Genomic DNA, 12,630 nt, shown 5'->3' on the forward strand with positions numbered 1-12,630 from the left:
TTTTTGCATTTCTTTTTTGAATTATTGCCTCTTTTACAGACATTTTCGCAAGAGTAGATTGGAAAAAAATGCCTTAGGAGGATTCCATGCAAGAGCTCACTCACTACATCAACGGCGCCCACGTCAAAGGCACATCTGGCCGTTTTGCAGACGTCTACAATCCAGCCACGGGCGAAGTTCAAGCCCGTGTGCCGCTTGCGACCCCTGATGAAGTCGCAGACGCGGTTGAAAAAGCCGCGGTTGCGCAAGTGGAATGGGCCAAAGTGAACCCACAACGTCGCGCCCGTGTCATGATGAAATTTGGTGCTTTGATCAATGAGCACATGGAAGAGTTGGCCGAACTTGTGGCACGTGAACACGGCAAAACCATCCCAGACGCCAAAGGCGACGTCCAGCGCGGTTTGGAAGTGGTCGAAGTGTGCATGGGCGCGCCTGCGATGCTCAAAGGCGAATTCATGGACAGCGCCGGCCCAGGCATCGATTTGACCTCTATGCGCCAAGCTTTGGGCGTTGTGGCTGGCATCACGCCGTTCAATTTCCCTGCGATGATCCCGCTGTGGAAAATGGCCCCTGCGATTGTGTGCGGCAACGCTATGATTTTGAAACCCTCCGAGCGTGTGCCCTCTACCGCTTTGCGTTTGGCGGAATTGTTCTCTGAAGCGGGTCTACCCGATGGCGTGCTGCAAGTGATTAACGGCGATAAAGAAGCTGTTGATACCCTGCTCGACAATGACACGATCCAAGCAGTCGGCTTTGTTGGCTCAACGCCAATCGCGCAATATATCTACGGTCGAGCAGCCACCAATGGCAAACGCGCGCAGTGTTTTGGCGGCGCGAAAAACCATATGATCATCATGCCGGACGCGGATCTCGACAAAGCATCTGACGCATTGATCGGCGCTGGTTTTGGCGCTGCAGGCGAACGCTGTATGGCGATTTCTGTGGCTGTGCCCGTGGGCAAAGACACCGCAGATAAACTTGTTGCGAAATTGCTGCCCAAAATCGAAGCCTTGAAAGTCGGTCCCTATACGGCGGGTGACGACGTGGATTATGGGCCCGTGATCACCGCCGCATCCTTGGAACGCATCACAAGCCTCATCGCCTCTGGTGTTGAGCAAGGCGCGACGCTGGCCATCGACGGGCGTGATTTCGCGTTACAGGGCTATGAGAACGGCTATTTCATCGGCCCAACACTGTTTGATGACGTGACCCCAGAAATGGACATCTACAAAGAAGAGATCTTTGGCCCTGTTTTGACCACAGTGCGCGCAGACAACTACGAAGACGCGCTCAAACTGGTCATGGACAACCAATACGGCAACGGCACCGCAATCTATACCGCTGACGGTGACACGGCGCGTGATTTTGCGTCTCGCGTCAATGTGGGCATGGTGGGCATCAACTTCCCGATCCCAGTGCCTTTGTCTTACTTTTCGTTCGGTGGTTGGAAAAAATCTGCCTTTGGCGATTTGAACCAATACGGTCCTGACGCGTTCAAATTCTACACCAAGACGAAAACCGTCACTTCGCGTTGGTATTCTGGCATCAAAGACGGCGCAGCGTTGAATTTCAAAGCGCTCGACTAAACTATAAATTATACAAATACGACATTTCAGGCGGCCCATCGATGGTAGGGCCGCCTTTTTATATTCATTTAACAACATTAGTTTTAATTTATGAATTTCGTTCAAACTTGGTGACCTTGTCACAGACAACCCCGCGCCACTTATGCGAGGTTCAATAAAACATCAGGGGAGTTACACCATGTTTTCTAAGAATGTCGGCAAGATTGACCGTATCATCCGCATCATCGTCGGAATCGCGCTTTTGGCTGGTTTCGTTATGAGCCCAGATGCGCCTTACCGTTGGCTCTACCTCATCGGCATCGTGCCCTTGGCGACGGGTTTGATGAGCAGCTGCGCTTTGTATTCCCTCATCGGAATCAACACCTGCAAGATCAAGAAATAAAAGCGTAGCGCGCTGCGCTACCCCGCCTCAGACAGGGCCTCCAAAGCGCTGCGATCCGTCAACGTGACAGCGCCTCGAGCGGTTGAAACCCATCCGCGGCGCTGGAACTCTTGCAATTGCCGCGAAATCACTTCGCGTGCTGTGCCCAGCTCTGCGGCCAGTTGCGCATGGGTGGCAGTTAATTTGTGGTCTGGGCCTGCCAGTTCTACAAGTTTATGCGCCAGCCGAATATCGACCTTTTGAAAGGCGATTTCCTCGATCACATGAAACAAATCTGTGATGCGGCGCGAATAGGCTGAGAACACGAAATTTCTGAACGATTTAGAGCCAGCTACAAGATCGTCAAACACGAGACGTGGGATAGCGACAGCTTGGACATCGGTTTCGGCAATGCCTTCTGCGGCGTAGTTTTCATAGGCCAAAAGGCAGGCGGTCGTCAGCACACAGCTTTCGCCCGCGTGCACGCGATAAAGCACAATTTCGCGCCCGCCTTCTGTGACTTGCTGCACACGCACGACACCATCCAACAATAGCAATAGGTTTTCCGGCGATTTCCCAGGTCCGAAAAGCACGGTTTTCTGGGGCAGGTTCACGATCTGAGATTTCGACACCAAAATGTTGCGCAAGCTGTCATCAAGCTGAGACAGCCCTGCAAATCTATCAATCCAGTCCATAGTCGCCCTTGTTCTTGCGCATCACCAAACCGGTTTGCGCATTGCCTTGCTGTTTAAAACGATGTGGCCTCTGTCACAATTTCTGTCAACAAGTCTTCAACCATTTGCATCGGGCCTTCGGGATAGTCACGATGACCAATCGTCACCTTACCCGCTTGGTCGGCAACAAAAATGGAAAATGGACAATGCACGATGTTCATCGGGTCCGCTTCCATCACCTTGCGCGAGACAACGGCTGAGCAAAATAAAAATATGTCTGCATTGTCGAACAGGACCACATCAGACCCCACAGTTTCGCGGGTACGTTCCAACATATCGCCCGTGTGCGAGCGGTAGTCGATCACCAAACCTTTTGATACGATGGCGTCTTCAACTGCGAATGTCGCGTCCTCAAATGTGCCATCATAGTCATACAAAACCGCCTCGCCAGCGCTGGCTTGTGCTGCAAGTCCGAGACTCAGAACGAGAGCTAACAGATTATTTCTCATGACAAAATCCTTTCTAGCTTGACCATAGCATAGATCAACGTTGCAAACGAATAAAGGCGGCATCACGCCGCCTTTGTCCAGAGATCGCTCAAAAATTACTGTGACACAGATTTCAAATATTCGATCACTGCGGCGATTTCACTGTCCTTTTTCAAGCCTGCAAAACTCATCTTGGTTTTCTTGAACACGGATTTCGGTTTGGCCAAGAATTCTGATATCAAAGCCTCATCCCAAACACGGCCTGCGTCTTTGGCAGCCAATAGGTCATTGGAATATTTAAACCCGTCCACATGGGCGACGGATGCCCCAACCACGCCGTTCAACATCGGCCCGACCCTGTTTTTTGCGCCCTCGCCCACTTGGTGACAGGCTTTGCATTTCTTAAAGACCTTTTCACCTTTCGCGGCTAAATCTGCATCAAAAGCTGCGGCAGTCACAGTTGTGGGTGTTTCCACCACAGGGGCGGCTTCAACAGCGGCTTCTTGCGTCGCCTCAATCACAGGCTCAGGCGTGTCTTCTATTGGCGTTACGTCCAACACAGCCGCGCGCATGGTGATTTCAACTGTGTCTTTGCAATCCTCATAACAGGCAGTCTCAGAAGTAAAATGCGGGTATTCGGTGACCACACGATCATCGACAATAAAACCGCCAGCATTCGGCATTTCAACTTCAAGAAAATTCTCATTCGAGAGGACAAAATCATCATCAACCAAATCATTGGAATACAGAATATAGGCGACCATGGCATAGACATCGTCATCCGACAGCGTCTGCGCACCGCCAAAAGGCATAGAGCGGCGAATGTAGTCATAAGTCGTTGACAGATAAGGCCAATAAGATCCGACCGTTTTCACAGGGTCCTCACGGTCCAAAGTGCCAAAACCGCCAGAAAGCGTGGGCCAATTGTCGACACCTTCGGCAAATTCACCGTGACAGCTTGCACAAGTCTCAGAAAAAATCTCTTCGCCGTATTCAACAGAGCCAGATCCAACAGGCAGCCCCGTACCATCGGGCGCGATGTCTTTGTCCCAAGCCGCGATTTCCTCAGGCAGTGCAGCACGCCCCACCCCAAGGCCTGCGGCCAAAACAGGCGCGCTAAGACTGCCAGTGGTGATCGCCGTTACAAGCGCCAGCTTAAGATACTTCGACATTTTCGGCCTCCCCGTTTTTCTTGACCCACCATGTTTGAATACAGTTGTTGTGATAAACCGAATTGAGCCCGCGCACCTCACGCAGTTGCGTTTTCGTCGGCTGCACATAGCCCGTGTCGTCATGGGCGCGGCTTTGCAGGTACATTTCAGAGCCATCCCAATCAATGTCCAAATAGAACCGTGTCAGTGCCATCGGTTGACCGGGGGCGGCTAAACGGGCCTTTTGCCATGTCTTGCCACCATCAATCGTCACATCAACGCCAGTGATGGCCCCACGACCAGACCACGCCAGCCCCGTGATGACCAAAGGCCCTTTACCATGAGTGATCGGCGCTTGCGGGCTGGGCGAGGTAACGACAGATTTCGCGTCCATCACCCACGTCCATTTGCGTGCAGTGCCGTCTTCTAATGTGTCAGTGTATTTCGACGTTTCTTCACGCGATTCAATAGCTTGGTCGGTGATCTCAATGCGACGCAGCCATTTAACCCACATGTTGCCTTCCCAACCGGGTACGACCAAACGCACAGGATAACCGTGTTCTTTGCGCAGGGCTTCACCGTTGGCCTTGAAGGCGATCATCACATCATCAAGCGCCTTTTCCAGCGGAATGGAACGCCCGTTTGACGAGGCATCTGCGCCCTCGACATAGACCCATTTGTCTTTGAAATCGCCTGCAGCACTCAGGCCCGCCTCGCTCAGCAAACTGCGCAGAGAGACGCCAGAATATTCCATATTGTGGATCATGCCATGGGTGAACTGCGCGCCATTCAACTGCGCGCCCGCCCATTCCATGCCAGTATTGGCCGCGCATTCCAAAAAGAACGTCTTGTTGATGCGCGGGAAGCGTTCCAAATCAGCGTAGGTGAACACAAGCGGCGTGTCGACCAGACCATGAATCATCAATCGATAGTCACTTTTGCTCAACTCAATCGCGCCAGAGTGATGCCGTTCAAACGCGCAGCCTTGTGGCGTGATCGTGCCGTCCAACGCATGAATAGGGGTAAAGTTGATCGATGAAATCGTGTCTGCCGTGAGCCAAGCCACATTGCGGCGGATCACGTCACTTTCAAATTCGATGGGCAACCCATAGGGCGTTGCGTCAACCCCATCCCCTGTGCCTGAGGCCCAATCTTGGACCTCGGTGATCAGCGGATCAGGCGCGGTTTGCGCGCTGGCGGCACTGGCAGCTAGCCCTGCCCCTGTAGCAGCCGCCCCGCGTAAAAAGGCCCGCCGTGATGGGGGGTGGGTTTGTTTTGTTTTGATCCGTTTGTCAGTCATGGGGATGTCTCCCTTATGCATTCTTTCATTCAACTATGTGAATAAAACTGAGGTTTAAAAACCGCCTTGCCAGATCGGCAAGACGGCCAATAGATTTAAGCGCCGACGACTTTGACCGACGTGTTCTCGGTCGGGTGGACGGTGCCAATTTTGCGGATGTGATCTTCGACCACGTTCCAAATTTCAGGGCCTTCTGTTCCCTCATTGACCGAGGCCCAGCCCGCAACAACATATGATTTCGAAGGATCGAGTTGCTCACCCGTTTTCAGCATGGTGATGTCCGAAATCCGCGCCCCTTGGGGTTTGGTCACATCGATACGGTAACCAAGACCACCGAGGCGCACCATATCGCCACCTTGTTGGTAATAAGGGTCAGGGTTGAAGATATTGTCGGCGACATCTTCCATGATCGTTTTGATCAATTCACCCGTCATTTCAGTACGATAAGCATTCGGATAGGTCATTGAGGTGGCGTTAAAGATGTCCTCGCGGGTGATCTGATCGCCGGGCATCAAGGATGGCCCCCAACGCACGCCAGGGCTGAGCGCAATGTCTGCCTCGCGTTCAGACAAAAGCGCATCACAAATCAAATCATCCCAAGTGCCGTTAAAATTGCCACGACGGTACAAAACGCCATCGGTTTCGCCAATCACTTCGGACATGGCGGTCTCATATGGGGCGCGCTGTGCGTCGATCAAATCGCTGACCGCCTTGTCAGGTTCGATCACATCAGAGAAAATGGGGATCAATTTATGACGGAAGCCCATCATCCGGCCATCGCGCACATCCAAATCGACACGAGACACGAATTTGCCGTTGGACCCAGAGGCGACGATGATCGTCTCGCCCACCAAAACAGGTTCAGGCAAGGCGTCATGAGTGTGACCTGACAAAACAACATCGATGCCTTTGACCAATCCAGCCATCTTTTTGTCCACGTCAAAGCCGTTATGCGACAACAGAACCACCAGTTCGGCCCCCTGCCCGCGCACCTCGTCAACGACCTCTTGCATGCGCTCTGTGCGGATGCCGAATGAGTATTCAGGGAACATCCAGCCCGGATTTGCGATAGGCATGTAAGGAAACGCCTGTCCGATAACAGCGATTTTCACCCCGCCACGTACGAAGAATTTGTAAGGCTCGAAATCCTCGGCAGGCTCATCCCATTCCGCGTCATAAATATTGGCACCCAAGGCAGCGAACGGTAACTCTTGCACAATGTCGCGCACACGATCAGACCCCAGCGTGAATTCCCAGTGAAAGGTCATCGCATCAGGTTTCAGCGCGTTCATCACATTGACCATATCTTGGCCTTCGGTGTGATAACAGGTGTAAGACCCATGCCATGTGTCCCCACCATCCAGCAGCAACGCATCGGGACGCGCAGCACGGATCGAATTGATCACGGTAGACACGCGATCCAACCCGCCAACTTTGCCGTATGTCTGGCCCAAAGCCGCGAAATCGTCAGACGTCAGCGCATAGTGAAACGCTGATCCGTCATCAATGCCGTAAAGCTTGCGAAAATCCGCACCGGTGATATGCGGCACTTGGCCTTTGTTGTCTCCCACACCGATATTGATGCTGGGCTCGCGGAAATTGATCGGCTTAAGCTGCGCATGGATATCAGTCACATGGATCAAGGAGACATTGCCAAAGGTGTCAAAATCCAACAACTGATCTTGGGTCAACAATTGTTGCGCTGCAAGACGCGACCAATTGCCAAAGCCAGACGCGCCGACAACGGCAGAGGCGGCCATAGACACCTGAAGAAAATCACGACGATTGATCATAATGGGCTCCGCTATACGCAAGGCGCAAATGGCATTCCATGCGTCATTTTGAATGTATTGAGAAAAACAAAACCCCGCTCGACCAAGTCCAGCGGGGTCTTCAATGATTTAATTGCGCACAGACGGTCCTTCGACCGACAGTCCATTGCCGCGTGAGGCAACATACAACTCAAGTGCAACGAACTCAGGCGAACCCGGGTTAAAGGTCTCGGCGCGGGTGTCGCGGATACAGCCTTTAAAGCGTGAATGCGACCCGTTGAGCTTGGTGTTTTTCAAACGATATGTTGGAAAACCGTTGATCTGACCTTGCGACAGATGATCGGCGCGGATCATATTGCCGTAATTGTCTTCGTGGCAATTGGCACAAGACAATTCAAGCTGACCAAAACGCGTGTAGTACATCTCTTTGCCCTGCTCCCATGTGGATTGCGCAGGTCCATCGATCGCAACATTGATCGGTGTGCCGCGCGCCGCAACCGCAAGCATCGCTTCAAAATTCAACATTGCAGCGCTGTCGTACTTCTCTGGCTCCGCACCCATTTGCGTCGTCAAACAATCGTTGATCTGCATCTGAATAGTGCGGACTTCGCCCGCGCCTTCATTCCATTTCGGATATGTGGCACGCACTGAGGACAGGCTTTCAGGACCGTTATGACAATCAGCGCAGGCTTTGCCCTCTGACCCCATAGATGTCTCAAATTGGTCAAGACCAACTTCAGCGCCCAACATGCCAGGGTTGTCGAAATCATCCATCTGCATCGTCTGCGTACCATCCGAGCGAAAGCGCCATCCAGATAGAATTTCGTCGAGACTGTCAGACAAATGGGCTGGCGCTGCGGTTTTGGTAACGATCTCTAGCTCGCCATTGACGATCAATTCAGCCTCTTCATCTGCAAGCACAGGTGCTGCAAATACCAAAGCCGAAAGCGCCGCCGTGCCAAGCACTGTGCTAAGCAATTTCGTTTTCATGCGTGTCTCCTCCCTAAGCGCTTGGTTTATGCGATTGCGATAGCTTTAGCGTCTTCGTAGATATCGCCGTCATCGTCATACCAAGTGAATTTAAATTCGCCAGCTTCGGGAACCAAAGCGTCGAATTCGAAATATGGATTGGTCGAAATGGCCGCTTCCATTTTAATATCGATCACGGACTGACCGTTGAAGTCGCAGGTAAAACGATTGATGATCGAACGCGGAATGATGTTGCCATCACTGTCTTTGCGTTGACCAGATTCCATGATGTGAGAGATGAGTGTTTTGATGGTGATTGTCTCGCCAGCTGCTGCCGACTTGGGGACTTTCACGCGGGGTTTTACACCTGATGCCATTGATAGGATCTCCTAGATTAGTCGGTTGAGTTAGCCGCCACAGCCGCCGATGGTTACTTTGACAGTGCTCGATGCTTTCACAAAAGATCCATCTGCCATTTTGGCAATCGCAACAACGTCTTGCGTCCCCGCCAGACGCATCCGCGTGGACGCGGATTGCGACCCAGCCAATGGACCAAAGTTAAAGGTCGCCACACCGGGTGTCGGGTTTGCTGTTGCCAAAACCATAATAGAAACGGCCCCAGGCGCATCAACAGACACAGGCACGGTGTTGCCGTTTTCAGCAATTTCAGGTGCGGTCAAAGTGATACCACCGGAACCGATTTCTGCACCACCTGTAAAGGCGGCAATCGCATCGTCAGCGGCAGCAACAGCGCGCAAAGGCAATAATGAAGCAGCCGTCGCCCCAAGCCCAAGCGCCAAAGCGTCACGTCGTGTGAGATTCATAGTGTTCTCCTCAAAAATTCCAGCCAGCTCAAAGCGATCACTCGTCTTTCAGCGTCATAAGGTAGGCGACCACATCTTCGATCTGCTGCGCACTTAAAAGCGGTGGCAAATCTCCTGTTGCGGCTTTGCCTGTGTAAGCATCACCCGGACGAATGTAGCCATTTGTTTTGTAAAAGGCAGGCATGATTGTGCCCTCAAAGGTCATCTTGGCGTTGGCCACGATCCCCCTGACTTCAGCTTCTTCCCAGCGCGATCCGACACCGTCAAGCATGGGGCCGATTTCGCCGTGGAAAGAGATATCTTCGTAAGCCTCAGCCGCGTGACATGCCACGCAGTTGCCCAGACTTTTGGATGTCAAGATTTCGCGGCCTTTTTCAGCGTTGCCAGCAACACCAGTCAAAGAGTCTGCGATTGCGCCATCAACGTAGGCAACGTCATTTGGCGTTACCTCTGCGAGTGCGGCACCAGCCGTTAGGCCAAGTACGACGAGAGTCGTTGCGATGCGTTTCATGTCTCCTCCCTAGAAAGACTTGTGTATTGTCAGATACCGTAGACCAGCATTTCGCATTGGCGCAAGAACAAATTCAAAAAATGGAATTTTAATGTTTGTAAAAGCCATCAAATCGCAAAACGGACAAACGGTGTTATCTTATTAGAATCATTGAGCGTCAAGGCGCAGTGTACCTGTCTTTTGCTGCTTAGCCACGCGATCTGCATGATATTTTTGAAAAGGCACATCGGTGTCATAGCCCTGCTCAAGCACCCAAGTCATCATATTATAGGTGGTCATACGACCAAAAGCACCGGGCACAGTGGACACGGCCGCCTCAGGCGCGCTTAATCCTTCGGGAACCTCTTGAGGAAAGAAAAAGGTCGTGGGCGTAAACAAAGCCCGCCATTTTTGCACCATGTCCTTTTCGGACAAGACCTCCCCATCAAAATCAGTCACCTCGACATCGCCAAACATGTTGATCTGGACAACAAAGAAATTGTCTTCGATCATTTGCGTCACGTCCGGATCGGGAAACACCTCTTCGTGCATTTTGGTGCAATAGATACAGCCACGTTGCTCTATCATCACCATCAAGCGCTTGCCCTCAGCCGTGGCCTCTTCCAAATCTTCACGCAGGTCTTTGAACGTTTCGCGCAGCCATGGCGCTTTGTGCAAACCGTCATCCCCCAGCACTGCGGCGAAAGCGGGTGTCAAAGTGCAGGCAAAACCAAGCGCGAGCGCGCCAAAGGTGCGACGTGAGATATGAAACATTTTATAGGCTCCCAGTTGATCCGATTTTAGTGAAGGCCGGAAAGGTTTCCAACATCCAAGCCGCGATCATATTGACAGAATTGGTTAGAATAAGAATGGCGAAGACAATCAAAAATGCCCCCATGAGTTTTTCAACCTTGGGCAAATGGCGTCTGAACTTGGCGGCGAATTTCAAAAACGGTTTGATAAAGATAGCCGCGACAACAAACGGCAGGGTCATCCCGACACCAAAGACCAGCATCATGATCAAGCCCCTCACAGCGGTTTCTTCAACCGACGCGGTAAAGACCACAGCCGTCAAAACACCACCCACGCAAGGCGTCCAGCCCGCGGCAAAGGCCAGCCCGACAACGTAAGAGCCAAAGACGCTCATGTTCGAGGTATCACCCGCATCCATCTGGAACTGGCGGTTTAATATGCCAATCCGAATAATGCCTAAGAAATGCAACCCCATGACAAAGACGATGCCACTGGCGAGGATGCGAAACAGATCTTGTTGGCCGCGAAACACTTGCGAAAACGAAAACGCGGCAGCCCCAAGGGCGACAAAAACCGTGATAATACCAAGCGAAAACATGATAGATGATATGACTGCACGCTTACGTACCCCCGCCGCCAATTGACCATCCTCAGAGATTTCTCCCATCGATGTACCCGCCATATAGGACAGGTAAAACGGCACGATAGGCAGAATACAGGGCGAAAAAAATACAATCAGCCCCCCTATGAAAGCGGAGATCACGGTCACATCTAACATATAATTCCTCCCTCGTTCTCACCTGCGCCGAATGTTTTGCGCTGTGAAAACCTTGTGTCATGCACATATTCAAATTATGTTGATTGTTATACGAACGTCAATAAACATTCTCTTAATCGAACTCACTGGTCCCTTCATGCTTATGCAAACACGTCGTTTCATTCTAGCCCGTTTTTTGTGCATTCCTCTTGTGATGCTCTTTGGTGCTGCTGCAGCGGATCACTCCGATAAAGAGGCCCTGCATGCACACACCAACCCGCAATTGGTCATGGTGGAACAGGACGGATGCATCTATTGCGCGCGCTGGAATAAAGAGATTTCTGACATCTACCCCAAAACGCCAGAGGGCAAATTTGCCCCGCTGCGCCGCATGGATCTGCGCGCTGAGCCTCCGAAAGACATCACATTCAAAGGGCCACTCGCGATCACGCCCACATTTGTTTTGGTCGAAAACGGCGTCGAACAAGCACGGATCGAAGGCTACGGCGGCGATGAAATGTTTTGGGCGATGCTGACTGTGACGTTGCAAAACCACAGCGATTTCGGAGAGTAAGTCACTGATTAAGAATAAAAATAACAAACGGGAGGACACTGATATGAAACGCATTTTGACTGCCTTTGCCCTTATGGCAGCAACGGCATCCCCAAGCTTTGCCCAAGACGATGACGCCTTTGTCACCTTCAAAGTGCTCAAACCTGAAGTGGCGCGTGTGGCGGCCGTGGCTGCGATGGAAAGCTGTCGCGCACAGGGCTATCAGGTCGGCGTCATGGTCGTTGATCGTTTCGGCCTCCCGCAAGTTTATATCCGCGACCGCTTTGCCGGACTGCACGTGTTCGAGACCGCGCGCCGCAAAGCTTGGACAGCCGTGTCTTTTCGCACCTCGACGCTGGACCTTGCCACCCTCACCGCCCCTGGCGAGATGATGGCAGGCATTCGCGAGCTTTCAGAGCCGCTGGCCCTTGGTGGCGGAGTTGTGATCGAAGCGGCGGGTTCTATTGTTGCAGGGATTGGTGTATCAGGGGCACCGGGGCCGGATATTGACGAGCGCTGTGCCCAAGACGGGATTGACGCGATATGGGATGATATCGCGTTTTAACAATGAGGGACTGGGGCGATGACCTCTTCTTTGCCAGTGTTTTCGGACGATCTATCTGACGCAGAACTCGACAAAATGATGTCGAGTGCCTGTGACGCATCAAACCTGCTCAAAGCACTGTCGCACGAAGGTCGCTTGATGATTTTGTGCCACCTCGTCACGGGGGAAAAATCGGTCACAGAGCTTGAAGACTTGCTATCTGTGCGCCAAGCGGCTGTCAGTCAGCAGCTGGCAAGGCTGCGCCTTGAAGGTCTTGTGACCCCACGGCGCGACGGCAAGGCGATTTATTATTCCTTGACCGATGATCGCCCCAAACGCATCCTTGAAGTTATCTACGATCTGTTTTGCAGCGTAGATGACGGTGCGGAAAAGCGCGGCGACTAGCCC

Annotated in this window: 16 protein-coding genes; 5 read left to right on the forward strand and 11 right to left on the reverse strand. The window is 52.2% G+C overall.

Annotated features, from left to right (window positions below):
- Positions 1–86: 86 nt before the first annotated feature.
- Positions 87–1,586: a CoA-acylating methylmalonate-semialdehyde dehydrogenase gene (locus KO503_RS04420; RefSeq protein ID WP_215990357.1), complete on the forward strand. Its 1,500-nt coding sequence runs from the start codon at positions 87–89 to the stop codon at positions 1,584–1,586.
- Positions 1,587–1,764: 178 nt separating this feature from the next.
- Positions 1,765–1,968: a YgaP family membrane protein gene (locus KO503_RS04425; protein ID WP_215990358.1), complete on the forward strand. Its 204-nt coding sequence runs from the start codon at positions 1,765–1,767 to the stop codon at positions 1,966–1,968.
- Positions 1,969–1,985: 17 nt separating this feature from the next.
- On the opposite strand, the gene KO503_RS04430 is transcribed toward KO503_RS04425, so the two are convergent.
- The 11 genes from KO503_RS04430 to KO503_RS04480 form a co-directional block, all read right to left on the reverse strand.
- The gene (locus KO503_RS04430; RefSeq protein WP_215990359.1) at positions 1,986–2,642 is read right to left on the reverse strand and encodes a Crp/Fnr family transcriptional regulator; all 657 of its coding nucleotides are present in this window, start codon (positions 2,640–2,642) and stop codon (positions 1,986–1,988) included.
- A gap of 53 nt (positions 2,643–2,695) precedes the next feature.
- Positions 2,696–3,130, reverse strand: a complete 435-nt coding sequence (locus KO503_RS04435) for a DUF302 domain-containing protein (protein ID WP_215990360.1) — start codon at positions 3,128–3,130, stop codon at positions 2,696–2,698.
- Positions 3,131–3,225: 95 nt separating this feature from the next.
- Positions 3,226–4,281, reverse strand: coding sequence for a c-type cytochrome (locus tag KO503_RS04440; RefSeq protein ID WP_215990361.1), 1,056 nt, complete (start codon positions 4,279–4,281; stop codon positions 3,226–3,228).
- Complete coding sequence (gene soxC, locus KO503_RS04445; protein WP_215990362.1) at positions 4,265–5,560, reverse strand: sulfite dehydrogenase; 1,296 nt, start codon at positions 5,558–5,560, stop codon at positions 4,265–4,267. Before soxC ends, KO503_RS04440 begins: the two co-directional genes overlap by 17 nt.
- Before the next feature lie 95 nt (positions 5,561–5,655).
- The gene (gene soxB / locus KO503_RS04450; RefSeq protein WP_215990363.1) at positions 5,656–7,353 is read right to left on the reverse strand and encodes a thiosulfohydrolase SoxB; all 1,698 of its coding nucleotides are present in this window, start codon (positions 7,351–7,353) and stop codon (positions 5,656–5,658) included.
- A 108-nt stretch (positions 7,354–7,461) separates the two neighbouring features.
- Positions 7,462–8,322 (reverse strand): sulfur oxidation c-type cytochrome SoxA, encoded by an 861-nt coding sequence (soxA, locus tag KO503_RS04455; protein WP_215990364.1) that lies wholly within the window; start codon positions 8,320–8,322, stop codon positions 7,462–7,464.
- Between the two features lie 26 nt (positions 8,323–8,348).
- The gene (gene soxZ, locus KO503_RS04460; RefSeq protein ID WP_215990365.1) at positions 8,349–8,678 is read right to left on the reverse strand and encodes a thiosulfate oxidation carrier complex protein SoxZ; all 330 of its coding nucleotides are present in this window, start codon (positions 8,676–8,678) and stop codon (positions 8,349–8,351) included.
- Between the two features lie 30 nt (positions 8,679–8,708).
- Positions 8,709–9,125, reverse strand: coding sequence for a thiosulfate oxidation carrier protein SoxY (gene soxY, locus KO503_RS04465; RefSeq protein ID WP_215943401.1), 417 nt, complete (start codon positions 9,123–9,125; stop codon positions 8,709–8,711).
- 37 nt (positions 9,126–9,162) lie between these two features.
- Positions 9,163–9,636, reverse strand: a complete 474-nt coding sequence (soxX, locus tag KO503_RS04470; protein WP_215990366.1) for a sulfur oxidation c-type cytochrome SoxX — start codon at positions 9,634–9,636, stop codon at positions 9,163–9,165.
- Positions 9,637–9,783: 147 nt separating this feature from the next.
- Positions 9,784–10,389 carry a thioredoxin family protein gene (locus KO503_RS04475; RefSeq protein WP_215990367.1) on the reverse strand — a complete coding sequence of 202 codons (606 nt, stop codon included), beginning with the start codon at positions 10,387–10,389 and terminating at the stop codon, positions 9,784–9,786.
- A gap of 1 nt (position 10,390) precedes the next feature.
- A complete protein-coding gene (locus KO503_RS04480) occupies positions 10,391–11,146 on the reverse strand; it encodes a cytochrome c biogenesis CcdA family protein (protein WP_215990368.1) in 756 nt (251 codons plus the stop codon).
- Between the two features lie 136 nt (positions 11,147–11,282).
- Between KO503_RS04480 and KO503_RS04485 the strand changes: the two genes are divergently transcribed.
- The 3 genes from KO503_RS04485 to KO503_RS04495 are packed head-to-tail and all read left to right on the forward strand — an operon-like array spanning position 11,283 to position 12,627.
- On the forward strand, positions 11,283–11,699 hold the full coding sequence (locus tag KO503_RS04485; protein ID WP_252730937.1) for a thioredoxin family protein: 417 nt from the start codon (positions 11,283–11,285) through the stop codon (positions 11,697–11,699).
- A gap of 43 nt (positions 11,700–11,742) precedes the next feature.
- On the forward strand, positions 11,743–12,243 hold the full coding sequence (locus tag KO503_RS04490; protein ID WP_215990369.1) for a GlcG/HbpS family heme-binding protein: 501 nt from the start codon (positions 11,743–11,745) through the stop codon (positions 12,241–12,243).
- An 18-nt stretch (positions 12,244–12,261) separates the two neighbouring features.
- Positions 12,262–12,627 (forward strand): ArsR/SmtB family transcription factor, encoded by a 366-nt coding sequence (locus KO503_RS04495; RefSeq protein ID WP_215990370.1) that lies wholly within the window; start codon positions 12,262–12,264, stop codon positions 12,625–12,627.
- The last annotated feature ends 3 nt before the right edge of the window (positions 12,628–12,630 follow it).

Source organism: Pacificibacter marinus, assembly GCF_018860505.1.
Classification (GTDB): Bacteria; Pseudomonadota; Alphaproteobacteria; order Rhodobacterales; family Rhodobacteraceae; genus Celeribacter; species Celeribacter marinus_B.